The sequence below is a fragment of the Paraburkholderia tropica genome (assembly GCF_900109265.1).
GTDB classification, from domain to species: domain Bacteria; phylum Pseudomonadota; class Gammaproteobacteria; order Burkholderiales; family Burkholderiaceae; genus Paraburkholderia; species Paraburkholderia tropica.
This window is the reverse complement of sequence record NZ_FNZM01000024.1, coordinates 96,198-122,375: the sequence shown is the minus strand read 5'-3', so window position 1 is coordinate 122,375 and position 26,178 is coordinate 96,198. Positions and strand designations below refer to the sequence as shown.

Here is a 26,178-nt window from a genome sequence, read left to right as displayed (position 1 = left end):
CGCGATGAACAAGATTCGCAAGGGTGACGAAGTTATCGTCGTCACTGGCAAAGACAAGGGCAAGCGCGGCGTCGTGGTAGGTATCGGCGCAGACCGCGTGACCGTCGAAGGCATCAACATCGCGAAGAAGCATGTTAAGCCGAACCCCATGAAGGGTACGACGGGTGGCGTTGAAGCCAAGGCAATGCCGCTGGCTATCTCGAACGTCGCATTGGTCGACGCGAACGGCAAGCCGTCGCGCGTGGGCATCAAGGTCGAAGGGGACAAGAAGGTTCGTTTCCTTAAGACGACCGGTGCTGTTCTGAGCGCCTGACGCTGCGGAGTAAAAAATGGCACGTTTGCAAGAATTTTATAAAGAGAAGGTCGTTCCCGGCCTGATCGAGAAGTTCGGTTACAAGTCGATCATGGAAGTGCCGCGCCTCACCAAGATCACCCTGAACATGGGTGTCGGTGAAGCCGTTGCTGACAAGAAAGTGCTTGAGCACGCCGTGGGCGACCTCACGAAGATCGCCGGTCAAAAGCCTGTCGTGACGAAGTCGCGCAAGGCAATCGCCGGTTTCAAGATCCGTGAAGGCTACCCGATCGGCACGATGGTCACGCTGCGTGGCCAGGCAATGTACGAATTCCTGGACCGTTTCGTGACGGTTGCGCTCCCCCGCGTGCGCGACTTCCGTGGCGTGTCGGGCAAGGCGTTCGATGGCCGTGGTAACTACAACATCGGTGTGAAAGAGCAGATCATTTTCCCCGAAATTGACTACGACAAGATCGACGCGCTGCGTGGGCTGAACATCAGCATCACGACGACCGCGAAGACCGACGAAGAAGCAAAGGCACTGCTCGCCAGCTTCAAGTTCCCGTTCAGAAACTGAGGTTACCGTGGCTAAACTGGCACTGATCGAACGTGAAAAGAAGCGCGCTCGTCTGGCAGCGAAATTTGCGCCGAAGCGCGCAGAGCTGAAGGCGATCATCGACGACCAAAGCAAGTCGGAAGAAGAGCGCTACGCAGCTCGCCTGGAACTGCAACAACTGCCCCGCAACTCGAACCCGACTCGCAAGCGTAACCGCTGCGCGATCACGGGCCGTCCGCGTGGCACGTTCCGCAAATTCGGTCTCGCACGTAACAAGATTCGTGAAATCGCGTTCCGTGGTGAGATCCCTGGCATCACCAAGGCGAGCTGGTAATAGGAGAAACATAAATGAGCATGAGTGATCCTATCGCCGATATGCTGACTCGCATCCGCAATGCGCAGATGGTCGAGAAAGTTTCGGTTGCTATGCCCTCGTCGAAAGTGAAGATTGCGATTGCGCAGGTTCTGAAGGACGAAGGTTATATCGATGACTTCGCGGTGAAAACCGAAGGTGCGAAGTCGGAATTGAACATCGCGTTGAAGTACTACGCTGGCCGTCCCGTTATCGAGCGCATCGAACGCGTCTCGAAGCCGGGTCTGCGCGTGTACCGCGGCCGCAACGACATCCCGCAGGTCATGAATGGCCTCGGCGTTGCGATCGTGTCGACGCCCAAGGGTGTGATGACGGACCGCAAGGCACGCGCTACTGGCGTCGGCGGCGAAGTTATCTGCTACGTCGCTTAAGGCCTAAGGAGAAGAAACATGTCTCGAGTAGGTAAGAGCCCGGTCGCGCTGCAAGGCGCAGAAGCGACGCTCAGCGACGAGAAGATTACCGTCAAGGGCGCGCTGGGTACGATTTCGCAAGCTGCGAACCGCCTCGTGAAGGTGGTGAACGACAACGGCACGCTCAAGTTCGAGCCGGCCGACGACAGCCGCGAAGCAAACGCGATGTCTGGCACGATGCGCGCGATCGTCGCGAACATGGTGCAAGGCGTGACGAAGGGTTTTGAGCGCAAGCTGACGCTGGTTGGCGTCGGTTACCGTGCTCAAGCGCAAGGCGACAAGCTGAACCTGTCGCTGGGTTTCTCGCACCCGGTGGTGCACCAGATGCCGGAAGGCGTGAAGGCCGAAACCCCGTCGCAAACGGAAATCGTGATCAAGGGGATCGACAAGCAGAAAGTCGGCCAAACCGCAGCCGAAGTGCGCGGTTATCGCCCGCCTGAGCCCTACAAGGGCAAGGGTGTGCGTTACGCCGACGAGGTTGTGATCCTCAAAGAAACGAAGAAGAAGTAAGGGTGCGCAATCATGGATAAGACTCAATCTCGCCTGCGCCGCGCTCGTCAGACGCGTCTCAAGATCGCTGAGCTGCAAGTCGCGCGCCTGGCCGTGCATCGCACGAACACGCACATTTATGCGCAAGTGTTCTCGCCCTGCGGCACCAAGGTGCTGGCCAGCGCGTCGACGCTTGAAGCCGAAGTGCGTGCGCAACTGGCTGACCAGTCGGGCAAGGGTGGCAATGTCGCCGCTGCCTCGCTGATCGGCAAGCGTATCGCAGAAAAGGCTAAGGCCGCCGGCATCGAATCCGTCGCCTTTGACCGCTCGGGTTTCCGCTATCACGGCCGCGTCAAGGCGCTGGCTGATGCTGCGCGCGAAGCCGGGCTCAAGTTCTAAGGAAGGAATTCGTCATGGCAAAGATGCAAGCGAAAGTTCAGGCTGACGAACGCGACGACGGCCTTCGTGAAAAAATGATTTCGGTCAATCGCGTGACCAAGGTCGTGAAGGGTGGCCGTATTCTCGGCTTCGCCGCACTGACCGTGGTTGGCGATGGTGATGGCCGCGTCGGTATGGGCAAGGGCAAGTCGAAAGAAGTGCCCGTCGCTGTCCAGAAGGCGATGGAACAAGCTCGTCGCAACATGTTCAAGGTGCCCCTGAAGAACGGCACCCTGCAACACGAAGTGCACGGCAAGCATGGCGCATCGGTCGTCCTCCTCGCTCCGGCGAAGGCTGGTACGGGCGTGATCGCCGGCGGCCCGATGCGCGCAGTGTTCGACGTGATGGGCGTGCAGAACGTCGTGGCCAAGAGCCACGGTTCGACGAACCCGTACAACCTCGTTCGTGCAACGCTGGACGGTCTGCGCAAGCAGTCGACCCCGGCCGACATCGCGGCGAAGCGCGGCAAGTCCGTCGAAGAAATTCTGGGCTAAGGGTGGGCACCATGTCTGAAAAAACTGTCAAGGTTCAGCTCGTCAAGAGCCTGATTGGGACCCGCGAAACGCACCGTGCCACCGTGCGCGGTCTCGGCCTGCGCCGCCTGAACTCGGTCTCCGAGCTTCAGGACACGCCGGCTGTGCGCGGCATGATCAACAAGGTCTCGTACCTCGTTAAGGTCATCGGCTAAGCGGTCGACCAAGACTCCAGGAGTTGAAAATGGAATTGAATAACCTGAAGCCGGCAGAAGGCGCGAAGCACGCAAAGCGTCGCGTCGGTCGCGGCATCGGCTCCGGCCTCGGCAAGACCGCTGGCCGTGGTCACAAGGGTCAGAAATCGCGTTCGGGCGGCTTCCACAAGGTTGGCTTCGAAGGCGGTCAAATGCCTCTGCAGCGTCGTCTGCCGAAGCGTGGCTTCACCTCGCTGACGAAGGAATTCGTCGGTGAAGTGCGCCTCGCCGACATCGAGAAGCTGCCGGTCGACGAAATCGATCTGCTGGCTCTCAAGCAGGCAGGCCTCGTTGGCGAACTGACCCGCAGCGCAAAGATCATCGCTACTGGCGAGATCAAGCGTAAGGTCGTCGTTAAGGGTCTGGGTGCGACGAAGAACGCGCGTGCTGCGATTGAAGCAGCAGGCGGTTCTTTTGCCGAGTGATTGTGAGTGGGACGTGCGGGTTCGCCCGCCGTCACTAGCATCTGCATCGGAGAAGCTACTTGGCTACTAGCCCGAGTCTCGCAAAAACCGGTCGCAGCGCTCCGAAGTTCGGCGACCTGCGTCGGCGTGCAATGTTCTTGCTGCTGGCGCTGGTCGTTTATCGTATCGGTGCGCACATTCCGGTTCCGGGTATCGACCCTGACCAGCTGGCGAAGCTCTTTCAAAGCCAGTCGGGCGGCATCCTTGGCATGTTCAACATGTTCTCGGGTGGCGCGCTGTCTCGCTTCACGATCTTCGCGCTGGGTGTGATGCCGTATATTTCGGCGTCGATCATCCTGCAGCTGATGGCGATCGTCTCGCCGCAGCTGGAAGCGTTGAAGAAGGAAGGGCAAGCCGGGCAACGCAAGATCACGCAGTACACGCGGATCTTCACGGTGGTGCTGGCGACGTTTCAGGCGTTCGGCATCGCGGTCGCGCTGGAAAACCAGCCTGGCCTCGTGATCGATCCGGGCATGGTGTTTCGCCTGACGACGGTCGTAACGCTCGTGACGGGCACGATGTTCCTGATGTGGCTTGGTGAGCAGATCACGGAACGCGGTCTCGGCAACGGCATTTCGATCATCATCTTCGGCGGGATTGCAGCGGGTTTCCCGAATGCAATCGGCGGTCTGTTTGAACTGGTTCGCACCGGCTCGATGGGCCCCGTCTCGGCGATCATCATCGTGGCACTGATCGCGGCTGTGACGTACCTGGTGGTGTTCATCGAACGCGGCCAGCGCAAGATCCTCGTGAACTATGCGAAGCGTCAGGTCGGTAACAAGATTTACGGCGGGCAGTCGTCCCACCTGCCGCTCAAGCTGAACATGTCGGGCGTGATTCCGCCGATCTTCGCATCGTCGATCATCCTGTTCCCGGCAACGATTCTGAATTGGTTCAGCTCGGGTTCGCGATCCAACTGGTTCGCAGACACGCTGCACAACGTGGCTGAAGCTCTCAAGCCTGGCCAACCGGTGTACGTGTTGCTGTATGCGTTGGCGATCGTCTTCTTCTGCTTCTTCTACACCGCACTGGTGTTCAACAGCAGGGAAACGGCCGACAACCTGAAGAAGAGTGGCGCGTTCGTTCCTGGCATCCGCCCGGGCGATCAGACGGCTCGCTATATCGACCGCATCCTCACGCGTCTGACGCTGGCCGGTGCGATCTATATCGTGTTTGTCTGTCTGCTGCCGGAGTTTCTGGTGCTGCGCTGGAATGTGCCGTTTTATTTTGGTGGCACGTCGCTGCTGATCATTGTCGTCGTCACAATGGACTTCATGGCGCAGGTGCAGTCGTACGTCATGTCGCAACAATACGAATCGCTGCTCAAGAAGGCGAACTTCAAGGGTGGCGGAGTCCCGATGCGCTGAAGGACATATGGCCAAAGACGATGTGATCCAGATGCAAGGTGAGGTCATAGAAAACCTCCCTAACGCCACCTTCCGGGTAAAACTGGAAAACGGCCATGTGGTCCTTGGGCATATTTCCGGGAAGATGCGGATGCACTACATCCGTATTCTTCCTGGCGACAAGGTGACAGTTGAGTTGACGCCTTACGATCTGTCGCGTGCGCGGATCGTGTTCCGGGCGAAGTGATTTAGAAAAAGGGTAATATCATGAAAGTGATGGCATCGGTAAAGCGCATGTGCCGTAACTGCAAAATCATCAAGCGCAACGGCGTCGTTCGCGTGATCTGCAGCACGGACCCGCGCCACAAGCAGCGTCAAGGCTGATCAGCGCGCTTTTTGCTTGCGCTTTTTGTTTGAGGAAAAACAATGGCTCGTATCGCAGGGGTTAACATCCCGAACCACCAGCACACGGAAATCGGCCTGACGGCGATCTTCGGTATCGGCCGCACGCGTTCGCGCAACATCTGCGTCGCTGCTGGTGTCCCGTTTGACAAGAAGGTCAAGGACCTGAACGACGCGGATCTGGAAAAGCTGCGTGATGAAGTGGGCAAGTTTGTCGTCGAAGGCGATCTTCGCCGTGAAACGACGATGAACATCAAGCGCCTGATGGATCTCGGCTGCTACCGCGGCGTGCGCCATCGCAAGGGCCTGCCCCTGCGTGGCCAGCGTACGCGCACCAACGCACGTACGCGCAAGGGTCCGCGCCGCGCAGCACAGTCGCTGAAGAAGTAAGCGGTTCTGACAGTTACAGGAAAACGTAATGGCTAAGGCTTCGAACAACTCCGCGGCGCAACGCGTTCGCAAGAAGGTTAAGAAGAACGTCGCCGAGGGCGTGGTTCACGTTCACGCGTCGTTCAACAACACGATCATCACGATCACCGACCGTCAAGGCAATGCACTCGCCTGGGCAACGTCGGGCGGTCAGGGCTTCAAGGGTTCGCGTAAGTCGACGCCCTTCGCAGCTCAGGTCGCAGCTGAATCGGCTGGCCGTGTTGCAATGGAATACGGCGTCAAGAACCTCGAAGTGCGTATCAAGGGCCCCGGCCCGGGTCGCGAATCGGCGGTGCGCGCGCTGCATGGTCTTGGCATCAAGATCACCGCGATCTCCGACGTGACGCCGGTCCCGCACAACGGCTGCCGTCCGCCGAAGCGCCGTCGTATCTAAGGCGTCGCGCTTGCCGACTGCCTGAGCCGCCGGTAACGGCGTCCCAGGCTCTCGGCGCTATTGAATTGACTAAGCCCACCGTTCGGTCCAAAGGGCCGGACTAGCGCGAGTCGCGGGGTCTCCCCGTTTCAGGCTTCGCGTGATCAATTATCGAAGGAAAGCAACGTGGCACGTTATATCGGCCCGAAGGCCAAGCTGTCCCGCCGTGAAGGCACCGACCTCTTCCTGAAGAGCGCACGCCGCTCGCTCGCCGACAAGTGCAAGCTCGACAGCAAGCCGGGTCAGCACGGCCGCACCTCGGGTGCGCGCACGTCCGACTACGGCACGCAGCTGCGCGAGAAGCAAAAAGTGAAGCGTATCTACGGCGTGCTCGAGCGTCAGTTCCGCCGCTACTTCGCGGAAGCTGATCGTATCAAGGGCAACACCGGCGAAAACCTGCTGCAACTGCTCGAATCGCGTCTCGACAACGTCGTGTACCGCATGGGCTTCGCATCGACCCGCGCTGAAGCGCGTCAGCTCGTGAGCCACAAGGCTCTCACGCTGAACGGCGTCGTCGCGAACATCCCGTCGATGCAAGTGAAGGCAGGCGACGTCGTCGCAATTCGCGAAAAGGCGAAGAAGCAGGCGCGTATCGCTGAAGCCCTCTCGCTGGCAGAGCAAGGCGGCATCGCAGGTTGGGTCGCAGTCGACGCGAAGAAGTTCGAAGGTACGTTCAAGGGCGTGCCGGAGCGCAGCGACATCGCTGGCGACATCAACGAAAGCCTGATCGTCGAATTGTATTCGCGTTAATCGAATTGACGGCCGGGGTAACCTCTGTGCTTCGCGCAGGAGGAAGCCTCGGCTGTTTTTTTCAGGTTGTGGCCATCTCAGCCTTATCGGTGTAACGAGCCGAGGGTATTGAAAAGGAAAACCTATGCAAACCAGTTTGTTGAAACCCAAGATCATCGCTGTGGAATCGCTCGGCGACAACCACGCGAAAGTGGTCATGGAGCCGTTCGAACGCGGTTATGGCCATACCTTGGGTAACGCGCTTCGGCGCGTGCTGCTGTCGTCGATGGTGGGCTACGCGCCGACCGAAGTGACGATCGCAGGCGTCGTGCACGAATACTCGACGCTCGATGGTGTGCAAGAGGATGTGGTCAACCTGCTGTTGAACCTCAAGGGCGTGGTCTTCAAGCTGCATAACCGTGACGAAGTGACGGTTACGCTGCGCAAGGAAGGCGAGGGCGTTGTCACCGCTGGCGACATCGAACTCTCGCACGACTGCGAAGTCATCAACCCGGAACACGTCGTTGCGCATCTGACGAAGGGCGGCAAGCTCGACGTCCAGATCAAGATCGAGAAGGGCCGCGGCTACGTGCCGGGCAACGTGCGCCGTTACGGCGACGAGTCGGCCAAGATCATCGGCCGCATCGTGCTGGACGCTTCGTTCTCGCCGGTTCGCCGCGTGAGCTACGCAGTGGAAAGCGCGCGTGTCGAACAGCGTACCGACCTCGACAAGCTCGTGATGAACATCGAAACCAACGGCGTGATCTCGCCTGAGGAAGCGATTCGCCAGTCGGCGCGCATCCTCGTGGATCAGCTGTCGGTGTTCGCTGCACTGGAAGGCACGGAAACGGCGGCGGAAGCCCCGTCGCGCGCACCGCAGATCGATCCGATCCTGCTGCGTCCGGTGGACGATCTCGAACTCACGGTTCGCTCGGCGAACTGCCTGAAGGCCGAGAATATCTACTACATCGGCGACCTCATCCAGCGTACCGAGAACGAGCTGCTCAAGACCCCGAATCTGGGTCGCAAGTCGCTCAACGAGATCAAGGAAGTGCTCGCTTCGCGCGGTCTCACGCTCGGCATGAAGCTCGAAAACTGGCCGCCGGCTGGTCTCGACAAGTAAGAAGTCTGGCACGGACGCGGATTTTCCTTTAAAATCCGCGTCTTGCCTTTTTCACGTACCGGCCCGTGCTTCACGTTGTTGTGCGGCGATAGAAGAGCTGGACCAAAACTTTGTTTCAAGGAAATTGAAATGCGTCACCGTCATGGTCTGCGGAAACTGAACCGCACGAGCAGCCACCGTCTGGCAATGCTCCGTAACATGTCCAACTCGCTCATCGAGCACGAAGTCATCAAGACGACGCTGCCGAAGGCGAAGGAACTCCGTAAGGTTGTCGAGCCCCTCATCACGCTGGGCAAGAAGCCGTCGCTGGCAAACCGTCGTCTGGCGTTCAACCGCCTGCGCGATCGTGACTCGGTCACGAAGCTGTTCGACGTGCTCGGTCCGCGTTTCGCGAACCGTCCGGGCGGCTACCTGCGCATCCTGAAGTTCGGTTTCCGTGTTGGCGACAACGCACCGATGGCACTGGTCGAACTGCTCGACCGTCCGGAAGTCACGGAAGAGAACATCCAGGAAGCGGAATAAGCTTTCAGTCGCGAGATCCCCGGATCGAGCGGCACGCGAAAAAGCCAGGCCTAGCCTGGCTTTTTTGTTTTGAGCGCGGAATAAACGGCGTGGCGTGACGTTTGCTCCCTGAACGCGCCCTCGCGGCTGCGGTGGGTCATCGTTGCCGCAGGGCGCACGGACGAAGGCCGACGGCGGCGGTGGTACGATAACGTCCTGCCTCGAGTCCCCGACCTTTCGCCTGCGCATGCAGGCGGTGGTGCGTGCGGGACACCCAGCCGGAGTTCGCCGTGACACTCAATGTGACCCTGATGCTGACCACGGTGCCCGACGAGGACACCGCCGACAAGCTCGCTTCCGCCGTCCTCGCGGCGCGGCTGGCCGCCTGCGTGACGCGGCTCGGCGCCGTGCATTCGGACTTTCACTGGCAGGGCAAGATCGAGTCCGGCAGCGAAATCCAGCTGCTTTTCAAGACGAGTCTCGCCCGCACGGCCGAACTCGAACAGTTCATCCAGACCCAACATCCCTACGAGACGCCCGAAATCCTCGCCTGGCAGGCGATGGCGTCGACCGCTTACGGGCAGTGGGTCAACACCGAAACCCAGCGTCCCCTCCATGTCTAACCGCTTCGATCGGCGTCTGCGCGCCGCGCCGTACGCTTCGCTGCTGGCCTTTTTCGCGTTCGTGGTCTGCGTGCTGCCGCTGCTGTTCGGCGCCGCGCCCGCGCATGCCGACGACGACTTCCTGCCGCCCGATCAGGCCTTCACGTTCAGTGCGAGCGAAGAGCCGGGCATGGTCGACGTCCACTTCAAGATCGCCGACGGCTACTACATGTACCGCGAGCGCTTCGCGTTCGACGCGCAGAACGGCGCCACGCTCGGCGATGCGCAGATTCCGCCCGGCCACGTGAAATTCGATCCGACGTTCAACAAGAACGTCGAGACCTATCGCAAGGAACTGACGATCCGCGTGCCGGTGAAGCAGGCGAGCGGCCCGTTCGATCTCACGGTGACGTCGCAGGGTTGCGCCGATGCGGGCATCTGCTATCCGCCCGCGCAGCACGTCTATCACGTGAGCGGTGCGGCGCTGCAAGCGGCGAATGCCGCGCCCGCGCAGACGGCGGTTGCGTCGACCACCGCCGCTGCAAACGCCAACGCCAACGCCAACGCCAACGCCAACGCCAACGCCAACGCCAACGCCAACGCCAACGCCAACGCAGCCGCTGTGGCATCCACCAACACCGGCAGCGCCGAAGAACCCTGGTACGAACGCGCCACGAGCGCCGACTACGCGCAGTCGCTGCTGCAAGGCGGCGGCTTCTTCGCGGTGATCGGTTTGTACTTCGTCGCGGGCATGGTACTGAGCCTGCTGCCCTGTTCGTATCCGATGATCCCGATCCTCTCGGCGATCATCGTCGGCGAGGGCGCGCAGGTGACGCGCTCGCGCGGCTTCGCGCTTTCGTTCGTCTACGTGCTCGGCATGGCGCTCGTCTATACGGTGCTCGGCATCGCGGCGGCGCTGGTCGGCCAGAGTCTGGGCGCGTGGCTGCAGAACCCGTGGGTGCTCGGCGTGTTCGCCGTGCTGCTCACCGCCTTTGCCGTAATGCTGATCGCAGGCTACGACATCGCGCTGCCGCAGCGCTGGCAGGACGGCGCCTCGCGCGCGTCGCAGGGCCGCTCGGGCGGCAAGTTCGCGGCCGTCGCCGTGATGGGCGCGCTGTCCGCGCTCGTGGTGGGCGCGTGCATGACCGCGCCGCTGTTCGCCGTGCTCGCGTTCATCGCGCACACGGGCAACGCGGTGCTCGGCGGCGCGGCGCTGTTCGCGATGGGGATCGGTCTCGGCGTGCCGCTGATGATTCTCGGCCTCGGCGCGGGCACGCTGCTGCCGCGCGCGGGCACGTGGATGGACGGCGTGAAGGTGTTTTTCGGCGTCGTGCTGCTGGCCGCCGCGTTGTGGATCGTCTGGCCGGTGCTGGGCGCGACGGCGCAGATGCTGCTCGCCGCGCTCTGGCTGCTGCTCGCCGCGGCCGCGCTCGGCCTGTTCACCCCGAATGCGGGCGCAACCAACGTGTGGCGACGCCTTGGCCGTGGTCTCGGCGCGGCGTTCGCGATCTGGGCCGCGACCTTGATGGTCGGTCTGGCGGCGGGCTCGGCCGATCCGCTGCGTCCGCTCGCCGTGCTCGCCGCGCGCACGGGCGGCGCGGGTGGTGCAAGTGACGCGGTCGCCGGTGCGGCATCGGGCGCGCCCGCGAACGGCGCGGATGCGCTGGTGTTCGCGCCCGTGCGTTCGTCGGCGCAACTCGACGCGGCGCTCAAGTCGGCGGGCAAGCCTGCGATGCTCGACTTCTACGCGGACTGGTGCGTGAGCTGCAAGGAGATGGAGAAGTTCACGTTCAGCGACGCGCGCGTGCAGGCACGCCTCGCGCAACTCGGCCTCCTGCGCGCCGACGTGACCGCGAATAGTCCCGACGATCAGGCGCTGCTCAAGCGCTTCGGTCTGTTCGGGCCGCCCGGCATCATCTTCTTCGATGCTCAGGGTAACGAAGTATTGCGCGTGGTCGGCTACGAGAACGCCGATAAATTCCTCGCGCGCCTCGATCGCGTCGTGCCGGCGGCGAGTACCTAAGCGTGCTCGAAGCGGTCGAATCGACAACGCTCACCGCGCCGCGCATATGAAAAAAGCCCCGGTTTTCCGGGGCTTTTTCGCATCTGAACGCTGCGCGAGCGTCGCTTATTTCTGTCGCTTACTTCTGCGCGCGCAACAGTCGCGCGGCGTCGAGCGCGAAGTACGTCAGGATGCCGTCCGCGCCCGCGCGCTTGAACGCGAGCAGCGATTCCATCATCACCTTGTCGTGATCGAGCCAGCCGTTTTGCGCGGCGGCCTTGAGCATCGCGTATTCGCCGCTCACCTGATAGACGTAGGTCGGGAAACGGAACTCGTCCTTCACGCGGCGCACGATGTCGAGGTACGGCATGCCGGGCTTGACCATCACCATGTCCGCGCCTTCCTCGATGTCGAGACGCACTTCGCGCAGCGCCTCGTCCGAGTTCGACGGGTCCATCTGGTAGGTCATCTTGTTGCTCTTGCCCAGATTCGACGCCGAACCCACCGCGTCGCGGAACGGGCCGTAGAACGCCGACGCGTACTTGGCCGAGTAGGCCATGATCTTCGTGTGGACGTGGTTCTCGCTCTCGAGCATCTCGCGGATCGCGCCGATGCGGCCGTCCATCATGTCCGACGGCGCGACGATATCGACGCCCGCCTCGGCCTGCGCGCGCGCCTGCGCGACGAGGATCTCGATGGTCTGGTCGTTGATGACGTAGCCGTTCTCGTCGAGCACGCCGTCCTGGCCGTGGCTCGTGTACGGATCGAGCGCGACGTCGCAGAGCACGCCCAGATCGGGGAAGCGTTTCTTGAGTTCGCGCACGGCGCGCGGAATCACGCCGTCGGGATTGGTCGCTTCGATGCCGTCGGGCGTCTTGAGCGACGGGTCGACCACGGGGAAGAGCGAAAGCACCGGAATGCCCAGCTCGACGCATTGCTCGGCCACGCCCATCAGCAGATCGATCGACACGCGCTCGACGCCGGGCATCGACGGCACGGCTTCGCGCACGTTCTCGCCCGCGATGACGAACACCGGATAGATCAGATCGTTGGTGGTGAGGAGGTTTTCGCGCATCAGGCGGCGCGAGAAGTCGTCACGGCGCATGCGGCGCGGACGGTGATGCGGATAGAAGCTCATGTCGGCGGATATCTCGAATCGGGGCTGCAAAGCTGCGGCAATTGCGCGGCTCGCGCGGTGGCAACGCCTGGGTCAAGCGTCTGCAATTGCTTGAAATGGAACCACGCCTCTGGGCGCAGGAAACTTTTCAGGACAATGGTATATCATACCGATCGAGCGAGGCGCCTTGCGCCAGACTCCCCGCTTCTCCTCCCTGAGCGGGTGCCTGTCGTTTTTCGATAAGGCTGTTTAGCCCGCCGGCAATTACGGCGGGTTTTTTTATGCGCAGCCAGAATCGTGCATTGCGCATATTTTCGACGTCGCGCATGCGGTTGCGGGCAGACCTTGTGTGGGCTGCCGCACGTTGGCACGAAGAAAGTTCGGGAGGGTGCCGCCGGATGGCGGCGGCGCGCCCCGCGGCATTGATGCGCGGGGCTTGCGCCGGAACGACGAAGTGACCGATACGCGCTTACGCGCCGGCTTTGGGGGCGGTTTCGCCGGCCTCGGCCGCGTTGTCCGGGGGCACGATCCAGCTTTCGATGACGGCATGGGCCTCATCGAGCCCCACACGCTTGAGCGCCGAAAAGAGCTGCGCGCTCAGCTTGCCCTGATAGCCCTGTTGCCGGTATTCGTCGAACGCCTTGTTCGTCGAACGCAGCGCGAGCACGCTCTCCTGACGCGTCAATTTGTCGCATTTCGTCAGGAGTGCGTGAATCGGCTTACCGGTGGGCGCAAACCACTCGATCATGCGGCGGTCCAGTTCGGTCAGTGGGCGGCGCGCGTCCATCATCAGCACGAGACCGCTCAGTTGCGCGCGCGTTTGCAGATAGACCGACAGCAGATGCTGCCAGTGCTGCTTCGCCGCTTCCGGCACTTCCGCATAGCCGTAGCCGGGCAGGTCGACCAGATAGCCGGACGGTTCGTCGGCCGGACCCACCGAGAAATAGTTGATGTGCTGCGTGCGGCCAGGCGTCTTCGACGCGAAGGCGAGGCGCTTCTGGTTGCACAGCAGATTGATCGCGGTCGATTTGCCCGCGTTCGAGCGGCCGGCGAACGCCACTTCCGGCCGCGCCGTGGCGGGCAGGTCGCGCAGGTGATTCACCGTCGTGAAGAAACGGGCTTGATGCAGCAGGAAGGCCATCTGTAGGACCACATTATGAAATAACGAGGCGGCTGGCCTGCCTCGCCCGGAGGCGCCCGGGAACGATATTGAGATATCGGGGAGAGGCCCGATTGGCGCGGTTGCGCCTTGCGCGCTATTGTACAATGCGACGGTTTACTGAATACCCGTGAGGCCGGCGCGGGCCTTTCGAGCGAGATCGGTCGCTGTCGTACATTGCAGAACCTGATTCCCACAAGACGAAACAAGGTGCGCGAATGAATCGACTGTGCAAGTCCCTGAAAGTACTCAATTTTGCGATTGTTACGATAACGGCAGGTCTTGCAGCAGGGGTGTCGATGATAGCGATGGCGGCGGACCCGGCAACCCCGGCGAAACCAGACCTTGCGCGGGGGCAGGCGATCGCGGCGCAGGTGTGCGCGGCCTGTCACGCGGCCGATGGCAACAGTGCGGGCGGCGCCTATCCGAAGCTCGCCGGCCAGCACGCCGACTACCTCGTCAAACAGCTCAAGGATTTCAAGCCGCAACCCGGCGGCAAGCCCCCCGTGCGAAATAATGCGATTATGGCGGGCTTCGCATCGGCGCTGTCCGATCAGGATATGATCAACGTCGCCGCCTGGTTCGCGTCGCAGACGCCCAAGCCCGGTTTCGCCCACGACGCGAAGACCGTGCCGCTCGGCCAGAAGATCTGGCGCGGCGGTATCGCCGACAAAGGCGTGCCCGCCTGCGCTGCCTGCCACGGCCCGACCGGGCAGGGCATTCCGATCCAGTATCCGCGACTGTCGGGCCAGTGGTCGGAGTATCTCGTTACGCAGCTCACCGCTTTCCAGCAGGGCACGCGCAACAACAACGAGCCGATGCACACGATCTCGCACCGTCTGTCGGACGACGAAATCAAGGCGGTGGCGGATTACGCGGCCGGTCTGCATTGACCGTTTCGCCGGAGTCGAAGAACAAGAAAAGGGTGTGGGCACCGCGCGCATGCGGCGGTCCTGCACCCTTTTTTGCTGTAAGCGCGCACGTCGTGCGCACTCGAAGCGGAGTTTGAATGAGCGTCACCACGCAGGGTCTGCAGTTGAATGTCCGCCAGAAGGCGGTGAGAAGCGCCATCGAGCTGCTCAGTTCGATGCGTTTTGCCATTGCGCTGCTGGTCGTGCTGGCCATCGCGAGCATCATCGGCACGGTGCTCACGCAGGACGACCCCTATCCCAACTATGTGAATCAGTTCGGCCCGTTCTGGGCCGACATCTTCCGCTCGCTGAGCCTCTACACGGTCTACAGCGCGTGGTGGTTCATGACGATCCTCGGCTTTCTCGTCGTGTCGATCTCGCTGTGCGTGATCCGCAACGGCCCGAAGATGATCGCCGACATGAAAAGCTGGAAGGACAAGGTGCGCGAAGGCAGCCTGCGCGCCTTCCACCACAAGGGCGAGTTCGCGCTCGACGGCGCGACGCGCGAGCACACCGCCGCCACGCTCAGCAAGCTGGCGGGCCGCCTCGGCTACCGCTTCGTCACGCGCGAGACCGACGGCGCCACGCTGATCGCGGCCAAGCGCGGCGCGCTCACGAAGATCGGCTATATCTTCGCCCACCTCGCGATTGTGGTGATCTGCATCGGCGGCCTGCTCGACAGCAACCTGCCGATCAAATTCCAGATGTGGCTGTTCGACAAATCGCCGATCCGCAGCAACGCGGTCATCAACGACATCTCGGCCGAACATCGCCTCTCGGCCTCGAACCCCACCTTCCGCGGCTACGCGTGGGTGCCCGAAGGCCAGTTCGTTTCCACGGCCATCCTGAACCAGCCCGACGGCTCGCTGATTCAGGACCTGCCGTTCTCGATCCAGCTCAACAAGTTCATCGTCGACTACTACTCGACCGGCATGCCCAAGCTGTTCGCGAGCGACATCGTCGTGATCGATCACCAGACCGGCAAGCGCATTCCGGCGCGCATCGAGGTGAACGAGCCGTTCACGTACGACGGCGTGTCGATCTACCAGTCGAGCTTCCAGGACGGCGGCTCGCAGATGCAGATGACCGCCTGGCCGATGAACGGTGCGAGCGCGAAGAGTTTCCCGTTCGGCGGCACGATCGGCAACTCGGCGCCGCTCAAACTGCCCGCGGGCCAAAGCGTGCCGGGCGTGGACGGCCAGACCATCGAGTTCGCCGATTTCCGCGCCATCAACGTCGAGAACATCTCGAACGGCAGCGGTCAGACCGACGCGCGCGGCGTCGCGCACCAGACGCTCAAGGAAGCGTTCGACGAGCGCCTCGGTTCGGGCGCGAAGAGTTCGAAGCCGCTCGATCTGCATAACGTCGGGCCGTCGGTGCAATACAAGGTGCGCGACAAGGACGGCCAGGCGCGCGAGTACAACAACTATATGCTGCCCGTCGACGTGAACGGCGAGCGCATGTTCCTCGCGGGCATGCGCGAGAACCCCGACGATCCGTTCCGTTACCTGCGCATTCCGGCCGACAGCGGCGGCACCATGAAGGAATGGATGATGCTGCGCGCGGCCTACGAGGACCCGGCGCTGCGCGCCCAGGCGGCGCACCGCTTCGCCCTGCGTTCGGTCCCCGAAGCGAATCGCGAGCTTCAGCAGCACCTCGAAGACAGCGCGCTGCGCGTGCTGACCCTGTTCGCGGGCGCCGACGATTCGACCCAGGCCGCGCCGAAAGCGCAGCAGGGCGGCTTCCAGGCGGTGGCGGCGTTCATCGACAAGTCGGTGCCGAAAGACCAGCAGGAGAAGGCCGCGGGCCTCTTGCTGCGCATGCTCGAAGGCGCGACGTGGGATCTCTGGCAGCTCGCGCGCGAGCAGGCCGGCGAGCCCGATCTGAAGCCGGACGCCGACTCGGCGCGCTTCGTTCAGGACGCGATCAACGCGGTATCCGACAGCTTTCTGTATGGATCGCCTGTCTATCTACAGCTCGATTCATTCAAGCAGGTGCAAGCTTCGGTATTTCAGTTGACGCGCGCACCGGGCAAAAAAGTCGTGTATCTTGGCAGCCTGTTGCTCGTGCTCGGCATCTTCTCGATGTTCTACGTGCGCGAGCGGCGTCTGTGGTTCTGGCTGAAGGACCGGAATGGCGAAGCAGGCGGCGGCGTGAACGTCATCATGGCGATGTCAACCGCGCGCCGTACACTCGACTTCGAGAAGGAATTTGCCCGTACCCGCGAAGCTGTCGCGCGCGCGCTCGGCGCGAAAGCGCAGGCCGCCGAAGACTCTGCCGACGCCGACGCTCACGCCAAGGCGGACCGCAACGCAAACGAAGGCGGGACGGACCGTGCACCTTGATCCTCGCGATCCTTGCGCGCTTTTCACGTTTTGCGCGCGCTTCACGGACATTCACGATCAACACCGGTAAGCCCATGGACTTGACTCAGGTTTCCTCATCCGCAAAGGCCCGCCGCGCAGACCGCGCCGCGGTGCAGACGGCGGCGCACGATTTGCCCGCCGACGACTTCTTCGACGAACGCCCCTTCCTGCGCCGCCTGACGCTGGTCGACTGGCTGTTCGCGCTGGTGCTGGTGGCGGGCGCGGGCTTCGCGCTGTCGCGCTACCACGCGCACATGAACTACTACGACAAGCTCGTGATGTGCGGCACGGTGCCGGCGCTCGTCGTGCTCGGCTGGCGCTGGAAACCGGCGCGTCTGCTGATGGCGGGCATCGCCGTGATGTCGATCGGCGCGATCCAGATCTATCAGGGCGACCTCGCGCGCGCCGACCAGGCGTTCTTCCTCAAGTACTTCCTCTCCAGCCAGTCGGCCATTCTGTGGATGAGCGCGCTGTTCGTGCTCGCCACGCTGTTCTACTGGATCGGCCTGCTCTCGCGCTCGCCCTCGGGCGGCTCGATCGGCTCGAAGCTGACCTGGGCGGCCGTGTTGATGGGCTTCACGGGTCTGATGGTGCGCTGGTACGAGTCCTACCTGATCGGCGCGGACGTCGGCCATATTCCCATCTCGAACCTCTACGAAGTGTTCGTGCTGTTCAGCCTGATCACGGCGCTGTTCTACCTGTATTACGAAAAGCACTACAACACGCGCGCGCTCGGCGCCTTCGTGCTGCTCGTGATCAGCGCGGCCGTGGGCTTCCTGATGTGGTACTCGATCTCGCGCGACGCGCAGCAGATCCAGCCGCTCGTGCCCGCGCTGCAAAGCTGGTGGATGAAGATCCACGTGCCGGCGAACTTCATCGGCTACGGCAGCTTCGCGTTGTCGGCGATGGTGGGCGTGGCCTACATCATGAAGGAGCGCGGCATGCTGGCGGACCGCCTGCCCGCGCTGGAGGTGCTCGACGACGTCATGTACAAGTCGATCGCCGTCGGCTTCGCGTTCTTCACCATCGCCACGATTCTCGGCGCGCTGTGGGCCGCGCAGGCATGGGGCGGCTACTGGAGCTGGGACCCGAAGGAAACCTGGGCGCTGATCGTCTGGCTGAACTACGCTGCCTGGCTGCACATGCGCCTCATGAAGGGCCTGCGCGGCGGCGTGGCTGCCTGGTGGGCGCTCACGGGCCTGCTGGTCACGACCTTCGCGTTCCTCGGCGTGAACATGTTCCTCTCGGGGCTGCATAGTTACGGCAAGCTGTAACCGGTCTGCGCCGCACAACGAACTCACCGCCGGACGCCACGCGCTCCGGCGGTTTTTTTTCGTCGGATGGGAAGGATTGCGCGGCGCGTGCGTTTGCCGTGTTACAGGGCTCCGAACCATCGTGTGCGGAGCCGGTCGACAGTCAGGAAACACCCAGGCAGGCGGTGGAAAGCAGACGAGGGCAACATCATGTGGACGAAGCGCAGCAGCAGGATCATCCTCACCGGCGACGACATCGCCGCAAGCGAGATCACGCCGCAAAAGGTGTTCGAACAGCGCCGGCGAGTGATGAAGGCGGCCGGCGCGCTGGCGCTTGGCGGCATGACGGGCGGTGTCGGCGCGTTCGGCTTGTTGGGTGGCGCGCGCGAGGCGTTCGCGGAATACGCGCCGGGCGACCCGAAAGCGATCAAGCTGGCCGCGAAGACCAACCCGAAGTTCGTCGCGCCCGACAAGGCCACGCCGTACAAGGACGTGACGACCTATAACAACTTCTACGAGTTCGGCACCGACAAGGGCGATCCGGCGCAGAACGCCGGCACGCTGCGTCCGCGTCCGTGGAAGGTGAGCGTGGAAGGCGAGGTGAAGAACGCGAAGGTCTGGGACATCGACGACATCCTCAAGATCGCGCCGCTTGAGGAGCGCGTGTACCGCCACCGCTGCGTGGAAGGCTGGTCGATGGTGATTCCGTGGATCGGCATTTCGCTGTCCGAGCTGGTCAAGCGTGCGCAGCCGACCGGCAACGCGAAATACGTGCAATTCATCACGCTCGCCGACCGCTCGCAGATGCCGGGCCTCGCCGAGCCGATTCTCGACTGGCCGTATTCCGAAGGCCTGCGCATGGACGAAGCGATGAATCCGCTCACGCTGCTCACCGTCGGGCTCTACGGGCAGGTGCTGCCGAACCAGAACGGCGCGCCGGTGCGCGTGGTGATTCCGTGGAAGTACGGCTTCAAGAGCGCGAAGTCGCTGGTGAAGATCCGCTTCGTCGAGAAGCAGCCGCCGACGAGCTGGAACACCTACGCGTCCAACGAGTACGGCTTCTTTTCGAACGTGAATCCGAACGTCGATCACCCGCGCTGGAGCCAGGCGACCGAGCGGCGGATCGGCGAGGACGGCTTTTTCACGCCCAAGCGCAAGACGCTGATGTACAACGGCTACGGCGATCTGGTGGCGTCGATGTATCAGGGCATGGATCTGCGCAAGAACTTCTGAGCATGCGATGGAGCACAATGTGAATTCGACCCGCGAGGCCAACGAAGCGACGGACGCGACCGGGCGACGTGTCGGCGGCGCGCCGTCCGCGCAGGCGAAAGCACGCGCCGCGAGCGGTCCGCGCTGGCTGCCATGGCTGAAGGGCGCGGTGTTCGTCGCTTCGCTGTATCCGCTCGCGCGTATCGTGCTGTTCGGCTTCACCGACCGGCTGGGCGCGAATCCGATCGAATTCATCACGCGCTCGACGGGACTCTGGACGCTCGTGTTCCTCTGCATCACGCTGGCCGTCACGCCGCTGCGCCGTCTCACGGGCTGGACCGCGCTCGTGCGCTTGCGGCGCATGCTGGGCCTCTACGCGTTTTTCTACGCGGCGCTGCACTTCACGACTTATATCTGGTTCGACAAATGGTTCGACGTGGCCGCGATGCTCAAGGACGTCGGCAAGCGGCCCTTCATCACGGTGGGTTTCGCGGCCTTCGTGCTGCTGATTCCGCTTGCCGTCACCTCGACGCGCGCGATGGCGCGCAAGCTCGGCCGCCGCTGGCAGACGCTGCACCGGCTGATCTATGCGATCGGCGTGCTCGCGATTCTGCATTTCTGGTGGATGAAGGCCGGCAAGCACGATCTCGCGCTGCCGAAGCTCTACGGCGCGATCATGCTCGTGCTGCTCGGCTGGCGGATCGGCGCGTGGCTAGTCGCGCGCTTCAAGGCGGGCGGGCCGACGCGCGCCGCTTGAGCGCCGTGGGTTCTCCGCCCGCGCAATAAAAAAGCGACGCACGCGGCGTCGCTTTTTCGTTTCATGCGGTCGGCAACACAGCCCGACGATCAGGTCAGTCCAATCAATCCGGCAGCAGATGCTCGCCCGCGAACAGTTGCGGCACCGTTTCGCGCTCGCGCGCGACGTGCGTGCGAGCACCGTCGACCATGATTTCGGCGGCACGCGGACGCGTGTTGTAGTTCGAGCTCATCGCGAAGCCGTACGCGCCCGCCGAGCGGATCGCCAGCACGTCGCCCGGCTCGATCGCGAGCGTGCGTTCGCGGCCCAGCCAGTCGCCGCTCTCGCACACCGGACCGACGATGTCCCACGTTTTGGCTTCGCCCGCCGGCGTTGCGACCGTCTCGATCGCGTGATACGCCTCGTACATCGCGGGGCGTGCCAGATCGTTCATGGCCGCGTCGACGATCGCGAAGTTCTTTTCCGCGCCGGGCTTGAGGAATTCGACGGTCGTCAGCAGGATGCCTGCATTGCCGACCAGCGAGCGGCCCGGCTCGAACCAGACTTCGCGCGACTTGCCGGTCTTCGCGCCATGCGCCTCGATGCGGTCGAGCACGGTGCGCACGAACGCGCCGATGTCCGGCGGCGTTTCATCGTCGTAGCGGATGCCGAGACCGCCGCCCACGTCGATGTGATGAATTGCGATGCCGTCCGACTCGATCTGGTCGACGAGTTCGAGCACCTTGTCGATGGCGTCGAGATACGGCGCGACTTCGGTGATCTGCGAGCCGATATGGCAGTCGATGCCCACGACCTGCAGATTCGGCATGGCCGCGGCCGCGCGATAGGTGGCGCGCGCGTCTTCGAAGGCGATGCCGAACTTGTTCGACTTCAGGCCCGTGGAAATGTACGGATGCGTTTTTGCGTCGACGTCCGGGTTCACGCGCAGCGAGACCGGCGCCTTCTTGCCCAGTTCGCCCGCGACGGCGTTCAGGCGGTCGAGTTCGGGAATCGATTCGACGTTGAAGCACTTCACGCCCGCTTCGAGCGCGACGCGCATTTCGTCGGCATGCTTGCCCACGCCCGAGAACACCGTGTTCTGCGCCTTGCCGCCGGCGGCCAGCACGCGCGCCAGTTCGCCGCCCGACACGATGTCGAAGCCCGCGCCTTCGCGCGCGAATACGTTCAGCACGGCGAGATTGCTGTTGGCCTTCACGGCGACGTGCACGCTCGCGCGGCGGCCCGCGCAGGCGTCGGCGTAGGCGTGCCATGCGCTGCTGAGCGCGGCGCGCGAGTAGACGTAGAGCGGGGTGCCGTACTGCGCGGCGAGGTCGGCGGCGGACATGCCTTCGACGAAAAGCGTGCCGTCGACACGATGAAAAGCGGGCTGGGTCATGCGAGCGTCTGGTTGAGTCGGTGCTATTGAGCGGGCGCGGCGGCCGAGGCCGCTTGCGCGCCGCTGGCGGCCGCGGGCGCGGAATTCAGTTCAGGGTCGGTCGACAGCGACAGCGGCGTGCCGGTGGTATCGGGCACCGAGCCGGCCTGCGCGCCCGAGGCCGCGTTCGGCAGGGTTTGCGCGTTGTCGTCGGGCTGCGTTTCGAAATTCGGTTTCTGCGGGAGCGGCGGCACCGTGGGCATGTAGAGCGGCCCTTTCTGGCCGCAACCCGCGAGTGACGCGGCGCCGATCGCGAAAGCCGTTAGAATCGCGCCGGACGCCGAGATGCGGGATGCCAGTGCGCGCATCCTGGAATTGACACGCATAATTGTCCCTGAATGATTAACCGCTGGAGTTTAGCATGGCAGATAGTGACTACCTGAGCCGCGCGGAGGCCGTGCTGGCGGCCGTCGAGCGCGGTGTCGACGCGAGCGGAGCCGATATCGAGCTCGAGCGCAGCGGCAACGTTCTGACACTCGAATTCGAGAACCGCTCGAAGATCATCGTGAATCTGCAGCCGCCGATGAAGGAGATCTGGATCGCGGCGAAAGCGGGCGGTTTCCATTACCGCTTCATCGACGAGCAATGGCTCGACACGCGCACGGGCACCGAGTTCTTCTCGGCGCTCACCGCGTACGCGACGGAGCAGGCGGGCGAGACGGTGACGTTCACGCCGTGAAGTCCCGCTAACGCGGCCGCAGCATGAAAAACGGGCACCCCTCGGGTGCCCGTTTTGCGTTTGCAGCATCGGTGAATCAGTGCTTGCGGAACAGATTCATGATGTCTTCCTTCTCCTGCGCGTTGACGTGCGCGGGCTCGCTCTCGGACGAACCCTGCGCGCCCTGTTCGCCGCTCGCCGCCGCGTCGAGCGCCGCCTGGCTGATGCCCACGGTGGAAACGAAACCGTGGCCCGGCGTGGCGTCGGCGTAATACAGCTCGTCGCCGAGCGTGACGATGCCGTCGGGCATCGGCATCTTGTACTCGGGCACGCCGTTGAGCGCTTTCTGCATGTAGTCGATCCACACGGGCAGCGAAAGGCCGCCGCCGGTTTCGCGGTCCCCGAGGCTGCGCGGATTGTCGTAGCCGATCCACGCGATGGCCGCGAGCGTGTGCTGGTAGCCCGCGAACCAGGCGTCGCGCGAATCGTTGGTCGTACCGGTCTTGCCGCCGAGGTCGGTGCGCTTGAGGACGTTCGACTTCGCGCCCGTGCCGCGCTGCGCCACGCTCTGCAGCAGGCTGTTCATGATGTAGGCGTTGCGCGGATCGATCGCGCGCGGCGCGTTCTGCTCCGCGACGAGCGGCTGCGCCTGCGCGACCACCATGCCGCGCTGATCGGTGACTTCGGCGATCAGATACGGATTCACGCGATAGCCGCCGTTCGCGAACACGGCGTAACCGCCCGCCATCTGCAGCGGCGTGACGAGGCCGGCGCCCAGCGCCATCGGCAGATAGGCCGGATGACGCTCGGCGTCGAAGCCGAAGTGCGTGATGTACTGCTGCGCGTACTTCGTGCCGATGTGGTTGAGGATGCGGATCGACACGAGGTTCTTCGACTTCATGAGCGCCGTGCGCATGGTCATGGGGCCGTCGAAGCCGCCGCCGTAGTTCTTCGGCTCCCACGCCTGGCCGCCGGTTTCCGCCGCGCTGAAGAAGAGCGGCGCGTCGTTGATGATCGTGGCCGGCCCGAGCCCCTTGTCGAGCGACGCCGAATAGATGAACGGCTTGAAGCTCGAACCCGGCTGACGCCACGCCTGCGTGACGTGGTTGAACTTGTTCTTGTTGAAGTCGAAGCCGCCCACCAGCGCGCGGATCGCGCCGTCCTGCGGCACCACCGAGACGAACGCGCCCTCGATCTGCGGCAACTGCGTAATCGACCATTCGCCCGCGTTGTTGCGCGCCACGCGGATGATCGCGCCCGGGCGGATCTTCTGGCTCGGCTGCGCGCGCGCGGAGAGGTTGTACTGCGCGAAGCGCAGGCCGTCGCCGGTGATGCTGGCCGTGTTGCCGTCCATGAAGGTGGCCTGCACTTCCTTCGGGCTCGCCGAGGTGACCACGGCCGCCACGAGTTCGCCGTTGTCCGGATGCTCGATCAAAGCGTCGTCGATGGCCTGTTCGCGGTCGTCGGCGTCGGCGGGCAGGTCGATGAAAGCTTCCGGGCCGCGATAGCCGTGACGCCGCTCGTAATCCATCAGCCCCTTGCGCAGCGCGCGGTAGGCCACGTCCTGGTCGGCGGAATCGATGGTCGTGACCACGTTCAGACCACGCGTGTAGGCCTCTTCGTGGTACTGCGCGTACATCATCTGACGCACCATTTCCGCCACGTACTCCGCGTGCACGCTGAATTCCTTGCCCTGGCCCTTCACGACGAGCGGTTGCGCGGCGGCGTCGTCGTACTGCTGCTGGGTGATGTAATGCAGCTCCAGCATGCGTTCGAGGATGTATTCCTGACGCACCTTCGCGCGCTTCGGATTGACGACCGGGTTATACGCCGACGGCGCCTTCGGCAGCCCCGCGAGCATCGCGCATTCGGCGAGCGTGAGGTCCTTCAGATCCTTGCCGAAGTACACGCGCGCGGCGCTCGCGAAGCCGTAGGCGCGCTGCCCCAGATAGATCTGGTTCATGTAGACCTCGAGGATCTGGTCCTTCGAGAGCTTCGACTCGATCTTGTAGGCGAGCAGCATTTCGTAGATCTTGCGCGTATAGGTCTTTTCGCTCGACAGGAAGAAGTTGCGCGCCACCTGCATGGTGATCGTGCTCGCGCCCTGCGACGCATGGCCGTTCGTCAGGGCGACGAAGCCCGCGCGCGCGATGCCCGTGAGGTCGACGCCGCCGTGCTCGTAGAAGCGCGCGTCTTCGATGGCGAGGATGGCTTTCTTCAGATTGTCCGGCACGTCCTGGAAATGGACGATGTCGCGCCGCTCCTCGCCGAATTCGCCGATCAGCACGTGGTCGCGCGTGTAGATGCGCAGCGGCACCTTGGGCCGGTAGTCAGTGAGCGCCTCGAGCGACGGCAGATTCGGCGTGGCGACGATCAGCGCGTAGCCGAGCACGAGCGCGACGCACGCGGCGGCGCCCGCGATCAGCACGACAAAACCGATCAGCAGCTTGACCCACCAGGGCCGCTTGCGCCGGGTCGAGGCGGGCGGCTCCGGCGGGGTGGACGGAGCGGACGAGGGAGGCTGGACGTCTTGCATACGGTTACCGGAAAAACAGTCCCGCGATTATAGCCGCCCGCCTCGCGTGCTTTCGGAAAGCTTACGCACGGCTTGAGGCGGGTCGTGCAGCGTCTCGGCCGGTGTATGGCGCAGGTGCAGGGCGGACGCTAGCGGGACAGATGACGCACGACAGAGTGCTCACTCTAGCCGCGTCTCATGGCGCGGAGAAGCATCCCGATCGGATTCGCTGCGAGATTGGCCATCTGGCCGAGTGTTCGCGCGAGCGGACGCTTCGCACAATCCCAGCAACGCGCCACGAACGGTTCGCGGCGCAAAGCACACGGGAGAAATGCGATGAGCCTGCTCAATCCGCTGTTGTTGAATGCTCGCCGTCATGCCGCTGGCGTCGACGTGAGCGCGCGCGGCATCACGCTGGTCGTGCTCAGCGAGCCGCTGTTCGGCGGCGGTCCGCTGCGCATCGAGTGGCTGGCGCGTGCGCCGCTGGGGCGCGAGGTGCTGTCGGGCGCGGAGATCGCTGACCGCACGGCGCTGGCGGCGGCGTTGCGCGCGCTGTTCGGCGGGCTGCCTCGGGCGTGCGCCCAGGCCGGTCTGCGCTGTGCGATGGCCTTGCCCACGGGCGCGACGCTGCTGGCCACGGTGCCGCTCGCGCGGCTCGTGCCGGAGGCCGGGTCGCCTGCGTGGCGCGCGGACGTGTCGGGGCTTTATACGGAGCTCGAACCGCTGGTGCTGGCCGAGGCCGAGCGCGTGGCGGGCATCGAGCGGCATGAGCTGGCGGTCGACTGGCAGGTGGGTCCGTTCGGGTCCATCTATTCGCTCGGCTCGTGCGATTCGCCCGATTCGCCCGATTCGCCTGGCTCGTCGGGTGCGTCGGGTGCGTCGGCCCTCGGCACGGCTGTGCTGCGCGAGGCGCGCGTGACGATCGCGGCCACGGCGCGCGCGCATCTCGAAACGCGTATCGAGTGCGCGGCGATGGCGGGCATCACGCTCTGCGCGCTGGACGACGAAGCGCACGCGGCGCTGCGTGCGATGCGCCACGCGGCGGCGTTCGAGTTGCCGCCGCACGAGACCTGGGCCGCGCTCTGGATCGGCGCCGACGGCATTCACGGCTGGCTCGTCGCCGACGAATCCGTCACCCGCCGCATGCGTTTTCCCGCGCTCGAGTACGCCGATCTCGTCGAGGCGTTGCGCGATCTGGCGAGCGGCGCGCAGGTCGGCTGCACGCTGGTGTCGGGCGATCTCTCGATGCTGGCGGGCGTGCAGTTTTCGCTCGCGGATATTGGCGACGTGCTCGGCAGTCCGGTGCTGCCGTTCGAATGCGCGCCACTCGCCGATGCCGACACCGAACAACCGCTCGACGTCGGCCTGCTGCACGACCCGTCGTGCGTGGTCGCCTTCGGCCTCGCACTGCGTGGGGTGAGCGAATGAGGCGGCGCGCGAAGATGGCTGGCGCGCGCGAGGGTTTCAATCTACTGCCGTGGCGGCCGGGGGCGGTGCGGC

31 protein-coding genes are annotated in these 26,178 nt (G+C 63.7%); 26 read left to right on the top strand and 5 right to left on the bottom strand.

Going from position 1 to position 26,178, the window contains the following annotated elements; all coding sequences use genetic code 11:
- Window positions 1-4 precede the first annotated feature (4 nt).
- The 19 genes from rplX (at window position 5) to dsbD (ending at window position 11,337) form a co-directional block, all read left to right on the top strand.
- Window positions 5-313: a 50S ribosomal protein L24 gene (rplX, locus tag BMY06_RS32645; protein ID WP_065062788.1), complete on the top strand. Its 309-nt coding sequence runs from the start codon at window positions 5-7 to the stop codon at window positions 311-313.
- Between the two features lie 16 nt (window positions 314-329).
- Window positions 330-869 carry a 50S ribosomal protein L5 gene (gene rplE, locus BMY06_RS32640; RefSeq protein ID WP_065062786.1) on the top strand — a complete coding sequence of 180 codons (540 nt, stop codon included), beginning with the start codon at window positions 330-332 and terminating at the stop codon, window positions 867-869.
- Between the two features lie 7 nt (window positions 870-876).
- Complete coding sequence (gene rpsN / locus BMY06_RS32635) at window positions 877-1,182, top strand: 30S ribosomal protein S14 (RefSeq protein ID WP_027819346.1); 306 nt, start codon at window positions 877-879, stop codon at window positions 1,180-1,182.
- Between the two features lie 14 nt (window positions 1,183-1,196).
- Window positions 1,197-1,592 (top strand): 30S ribosomal protein S8, encoded by a 396-nt coding sequence (rpsH, locus tag BMY06_RS32630; RefSeq protein ID WP_027819345.1) that lies wholly within the window; start codon window positions 1,197-1,199, stop codon window positions 1,590-1,592.
- An 18-nt stretch (window positions 1,593-1,610) separates the two neighbouring features.
- Window positions 1,611-2,141 carry a 50S ribosomal protein L6 gene (rplF, locus tag BMY06_RS32625; protein WP_065062784.1) on the top strand — a complete coding sequence of 177 codons (531 nt, stop codon included), beginning with the start codon at window positions 1,611-1,613 and terminating at the stop codon, window positions 2,139-2,141.
- A 12-nt stretch (window positions 2,142-2,153) separates the two neighbouring features.
- Entirely contained in the window at window positions 2,154-2,519 is a 366-nt protein-coding gene (gene rplR, locus BMY06_RS32620) for a 50S ribosomal protein L18 (protein WP_027819343.1), read from the top strand.
- Between the two features lie 14 nt (window positions 2,520-2,533).
- Complete coding sequence (gene rpsE, locus BMY06_RS32615) at window positions 2,534-3,052, top strand: 30S ribosomal protein S5 (protein ID WP_027819342.1); 519 nt, start codon at window positions 2,534-2,536, stop codon at window positions 3,050-3,052.
- An 11-nt stretch (window positions 3,053-3,063) separates the two neighbouring features.
- Window positions 3,064-3,246, top strand: coding sequence for a 50S ribosomal protein L30 (gene rpmD, locus BMY06_RS32610; protein ID WP_010106952.1), 183 nt, complete (start codon window positions 3,064-3,066; stop codon window positions 3,244-3,246).
- Window positions 3,247-3,275: 29 nt separating this feature from the next.
- Window positions 3,276-3,710, top strand: a complete 435-nt coding sequence (gene rplO, locus BMY06_RS32605) for a 50S ribosomal protein L15 (protein ID WP_028206523.1) — start codon at window positions 3,276-3,278, stop codon at window positions 3,708-3,710.
- 59 nt (window positions 3,711-3,769) lie between these two features.
- Window positions 3,770-5,116: a preprotein translocase subunit SecY gene (gene secY, locus BMY06_RS32600; protein ID WP_065062782.1), complete on the top strand. Its 1,347-nt coding sequence runs from the start codon at window positions 3,770-3,772 to the stop codon at window positions 5,114-5,116.
- Window positions 5,117-5,123: 7 nt separating this feature from the next.
- A complete protein-coding gene (gene infA / locus BMY06_RS32595) occupies window positions 5,124-5,342 on the top strand; it encodes a translation initiation factor IF-1 (protein ID WP_004521905.1) in 219 nt (72 codons plus the stop codon).
- Between the two features lie 20 nt (window positions 5,343-5,362).
- Entirely contained in the window at window positions 5,363-5,479 is a 117-nt protein-coding gene (gene rpmJ, locus BMY06_RS32590) for a 50S ribosomal protein L36 (RefSeq protein WP_027797300.1), read from the top strand.
- A gap of 42 nt (window positions 5,480-5,521) precedes the next feature.
- Window positions 5,522-5,887 (top strand): 30S ribosomal protein S13, encoded by a 366-nt coding sequence (rpsM, locus tag BMY06_RS32585; RefSeq protein WP_065062780.1) that lies wholly within the window; start codon window positions 5,522-5,524, stop codon window positions 5,885-5,887.
- Between the two features lie 28 nt (window positions 5,888-5,915).
- Complete coding sequence (gene rpsK, locus BMY06_RS32580) at window positions 5,916-6,320, top strand: 30S ribosomal protein S11 (protein WP_006052224.1); 405 nt, start codon at window positions 5,916-5,918, stop codon at window positions 6,318-6,320.
- A 165-nt stretch (window positions 6,321-6,485) separates the two neighbouring features.
- On the top strand, window positions 6,486-7,109 hold the full coding sequence (gene rpsD / locus BMY06_RS32575) for a 30S ribosomal protein S4 (RefSeq protein WP_065062778.1): 624 nt from the start codon (window positions 6,486-6,488) through the stop codon (window positions 7,107-7,109).
- A gap of 124 nt (window positions 7,110-7,233) precedes the next feature.
- Window positions 7,234-8,211, top strand: a complete 978-nt coding sequence (locus BMY06_RS32570) for a DNA-directed RNA polymerase subunit alpha (protein WP_027819335.1) — start codon at window positions 7,234-7,236, stop codon at window positions 8,209-8,211.
- Between the two features lie 129 nt (window positions 8,212-8,340).
- Window positions 8,341-8,733 carry a 50S ribosomal protein L17 gene (gene rplQ / locus BMY06_RS32565; RefSeq protein ID WP_027819334.1) on the top strand — a complete coding sequence of 131 codons (393 nt, stop codon included), beginning with the start codon at window positions 8,341-8,343 and terminating at the stop codon, window positions 8,731-8,733.
- 269 nt (window positions 8,734-9,002) lie between these two features.
- Complete coding sequence (gene cutA, locus BMY06_RS32560) at window positions 9,003-9,335, top strand: divalent-cation tolerance protein CutA (RefSeq protein ID WP_065062776.1); 333 nt, start codon at window positions 9,003-9,005, stop codon at window positions 9,333-9,335.
- Entirely contained in the window at window positions 9,328-11,337 is a 2,010-nt protein-coding gene (dsbD, locus tag BMY06_RS32555) for a protein-disulfide reductase DsbD (RefSeq protein ID WP_074987169.1), read from the top strand. The genes cutA and dsbD overlap by 8 nt, the downstream gene beginning before the upstream one ends.
- 118 nt (window positions 11,338-11,455) lie before the next feature.
- Here the strand turns inward: dsbD and hemB are convergent, their stop codons facing one another.
- Together hemB and yihA are read right to left on the bottom strand one after the other, a co-directional pair.
- Window positions 11,456-12,454 carry a porphobilinogen synthase gene (gene hemB / locus BMY06_RS32550; RefSeq protein ID WP_065062772.1) on the bottom strand — a complete coding sequence of 333 codons (999 nt, stop codon included), beginning with the start codon at window positions 12,452-12,454 and terminating at the stop codon, window positions 11,456-11,458.
- A 448-nt stretch (window positions 12,455-12,902) separates the two neighbouring features.
- Window positions 12,903-13,574 (bottom strand): ribosome biogenesis GTP-binding protein YihA/YsxC, encoded by a 672-nt coding sequence (gene yihA / locus BMY06_RS32545; protein WP_065062770.1) that lies wholly within the window; start codon window positions 13,572-13,574, stop codon window positions 12,903-12,905.
- A 236-nt stretch (window positions 13,575-13,810) separates the two neighbouring features.
- Between yihA and BMY06_RS32540 the strand changes: the two genes are divergently transcribed.
- The 5 genes from BMY06_RS32540 (at window position 13,811) to msrQ (ending at window position 20,091) form a co-directional block, all read left to right on the top strand.
- Entirely contained in the window at window positions 13,811-14,485 is a 675-nt protein-coding gene (locus BMY06_RS32540; protein WP_065062769.1) for a c-type cytochrome, read from the top strand.
- A gap of 116 nt (window positions 14,486-14,601) precedes the next feature.
- Window positions 14,602-16,848: a cytochrome c biogenesis protein ResB gene (locus BMY06_RS32535; protein ID WP_074987168.1), complete on the top strand. Its 2,247-nt coding sequence runs from the start codon at window positions 14,602-14,604 to the stop codon at window positions 16,846-16,848.
- Window positions 16,849-16,922: 74 nt separating this feature from the next.
- A complete protein-coding gene (gene ccsB / locus BMY06_RS32530; RefSeq protein WP_065062765.1) occupies window positions 16,923-18,143 on the top strand; it encodes a c-type cytochrome biogenesis protein CcsB in 1,221 nt (406 codons plus the stop codon).
- Window positions 18,144-18,332: 189 nt separating this feature from the next.
- A complete protein-coding gene (msrP, locus tag BMY06_RS32525) occupies window positions 18,333-19,355 on the top strand; it encodes a protein-methionine-sulfoxide reductase catalytic subunit MsrP (protein ID WP_065062763.1) in 1,023 nt (340 codons plus the stop codon).
- 7 nt (window positions 19,356-19,362) lie between these two features.
- Window positions 19,363-20,091, top strand: a complete 729-nt coding sequence (gene msrQ, locus BMY06_RS32520) for a protein-methionine-sulfoxide reductase heme-binding subunit MsrQ (protein ID WP_080180419.1) — start codon at window positions 19,363-19,365, stop codon at window positions 20,089-20,091.
- Between the two features lie 103 nt (window positions 20,092-20,194).
- Here msrQ and lysA read toward each other — a convergent pair whose 3' ends face one another.
- Both lysA and lptM read right to left on the bottom strand, forming a co-directional pair.
- A complete protein-coding gene (gene lysA / locus BMY06_RS32515) occupies window positions 20,195-21,466 on the bottom strand; it encodes a diaminopimelate decarboxylase (RefSeq protein WP_074987167.1) in 1,272 nt (423 codons plus the stop codon).
- 23 nt (window positions 21,467-21,489) lie between these two features.
- Window positions 21,490-21,813, bottom strand: a complete 324-nt coding sequence (gene lptM, locus BMY06_RS32510) for an LPS translocon maturation chaperone LptM (RefSeq protein ID WP_065062757.1) — start codon at window positions 21,811-21,813, stop codon at window positions 21,490-21,492.
- A gap of 53 nt (window positions 21,814-21,866) precedes the next feature.
- Between lptM and cyaY the strand changes: the two genes are divergently transcribed.
- Window positions 21,867-22,184, top strand: coding sequence for an iron donor protein CyaY (gene cyaY, locus BMY06_RS32505; protein ID WP_065062754.1), 318 nt, complete (start codon window positions 21,867-21,869; stop codon window positions 22,182-22,184).
- 76 nt (window positions 22,185-22,260) lie between these two features.
- Here the strand turns inward: cyaY and BMY06_RS32500 are convergent, their stop codons facing one another.
- On the bottom strand, window positions 22,261-24,699 hold the full coding sequence (locus BMY06_RS32500) for a penicillin-binding protein 1A (protein ID WP_074987166.1): 2,439 nt from the start codon (window positions 24,697-24,699) through the stop codon (window positions 22,261-22,263).
- 315 nt (window positions 24,700-25,014) lie between these two features.
- Between BMY06_RS32500 and BMY06_RS32495 the strand changes: the two genes are divergently transcribed.
- Window positions 25,015-26,106, top strand: a complete 1,092-nt coding sequence (locus tag BMY06_RS32495; protein ID WP_074987165.1) for a type IV pilus biogenesis protein PilM — start codon at window positions 25,015-25,017, stop codon at window positions 26,104-26,106.
- Window positions 26,107-26,178: the final 72 nt, after the last annotated feature.

Excerpts from the sequence above, each read along its gene's own strand:
- yihA (WP_065062770.1), bottom strand. The coding sequence starts at position 13,574 with ATGGCCTTCCTGCTGCATCAAGCCCGTTTCTTCACGACGGTGAATCAC.
- rplQ (WP_027819334.1), top strand. The coding sequence starts at position 8,341 with ATGCGTCACCGTCATGGTCTGCGGAAACTGAACCGCACGAGCAGCCAC.
- rpsK (WP_006052224.1), top strand. The coding sequence starts at position 5,916 with ATGGCTAAGGCTTCGAACAACTCCGCGGCGCAACGCGTTCGCAAGAAG.
- dsbD (WP_074987169.1), top strand. The coding sequence starts at position 9,328 with ATGTCTAACCGCTTCGATCGGCGTCTGCGCGCCGCGCCGTACGCTTCG.
- rplE (WP_065062786.1), top strand. The coding sequence starts at position 330 with ATGGCACGTTTGCAAGAATTTTATAAAGAGAAGGTCGTTCCCGGCCTG.
- ccsB (WP_065062765.1), top strand. The coding sequence starts at position 16,923 with ATGGACTTGACTCAGGTTTCCTCATCCGCAAAGGCCCGCCGCGCAGAC.
- rpsH (WP_027819345.1), top strand. The coding sequence starts at position 1,197 with ATGAGCATGAGTGATCCTATCGCCGATATGCTGACTCGCATCCGCAAT.
- BMY06_RS32540 (WP_065062769.1), top strand. The coding sequence starts at position 13,811 with ATGAATCGACTGTGCAAGTCCCTGAAAGTACTCAATTTTGCGATTGTT.
- rplX (WP_065062788.1), top strand. The coding sequence starts at position 5 with ATGAACAAGATTCGCAAGGGTGACGAAGTTATCGTCGTCACTGGCAAA.
- BMY06_RS32495 (WP_074987165.1), top strand. The coding sequence starts at position 25,015 with ATGAGCCTGCTCAATCCGCTGTTGTTGAATGCTCGCCGTCATGCCGCT.
- infA (WP_004521905.1), top strand. The coding sequence starts at position 5,124 with ATGGCCAAAGACGATGTGATCCAGATGCAAGGTGAGGTCATAGAAAAC.
- BMY06_RS32570 (WP_027819335.1), top strand. The coding sequence starts at position 7,234 with ATGCAAACCAGTTTGTTGAAACCCAAGATCATCGCTGTGGAATCGCTC.
- rplF (WP_065062784.1), top strand. The coding sequence starts at position 1,611 with ATGTCTCGAGTAGGTAAGAGCCCGGTCGCGCTGCAAGGCGCAGAAGCG.
- msrQ (WP_080180419.1), top strand. The coding sequence starts at position 19,363 with ATGGAGCACAATGTGAATTCGACCCGCGAGGCCAACGAAGCGACGGAC.
- rpmD (WP_010106952.1), top strand. The coding sequence starts at position 3,064 with ATGTCTGAAAAAACTGTCAAGGTTCAGCTCGTCAAGAGCCTGATTGGG.
- hemB (WP_065062772.1), bottom strand. The coding sequence starts at position 12,454 with ATGAGCTTCTATCCGCATCACCGTCCGCGCCGCATGCGCCGTGACGAC.
- BMY06_RS32500 (WP_074987166.1), bottom strand. The coding sequence starts at position 24,699 with ATGCAAGACGTCCAGCCTCCCTCGTCCGCTCCGTCCACCCCGCCGGAG.
- rplO (WP_028206523.1), top strand. The coding sequence starts at position 3,276 with ATGGAATTGAATAACCTGAAGCCGGCAGAAGGCGCGAAGCACGCAAAG.
- lysA (WP_074987167.1), bottom strand. The coding sequence starts at position 21,466 with ATGACCCAGCCCGCTTTTCATCGTGTCGACGGCACGCTTTTCGTCGAA.
- BMY06_RS32535 (WP_074987168.1), top strand. The coding sequence starts at position 14,602 with ATGAGCGTCACCACGCAGGGTCTGCAGTTGAATGTCCGCCAGAAGGCG.
- rpsE (WP_027819342.1), top strand. The coding sequence starts at position 2,534 with ATGGCAAAGATGCAAGCGAAAGTTCAGGCTGACGAACGCGACGACGGC.
- rpsM (WP_065062780.1), top strand. The coding sequence starts at position 5,522 with ATGGCTCGTATCGCAGGGGTTAACATCCCGAACCACCAGCACACGGAA.
- msrP (WP_065062763.1), top strand. The coding sequence starts at position 18,333 with ATGTGGACGAAGCGCAGCAGCAGGATCATCCTCACCGGCGACGACATC.
- rpmJ (WP_027797300.1), top strand. The coding sequence starts at position 5,363 with ATGAAAGTGATGGCATCGGTAAAGCGCATGTGCCGTAACTGCAAAATC.
- cyaY (WP_065062754.1), top strand. The coding sequence starts at position 21,867 with ATGGCAGATAGTGACTACCTGAGCCGCGCGGAGGCCGTGCTGGCGGCC.
- rplR (WP_027819343.1), top strand. The coding sequence starts at position 2,154 with ATGGATAAGACTCAATCTCGCCTGCGCCGCGCTCGTCAGACGCGTCTC.
- lptM (WP_065062757.1), bottom strand. The coding sequence starts at position 21,813 with ATGCGCGCACTGGCATCCCGCATCTCGGCGTCCGGCGCGATTCTAACG.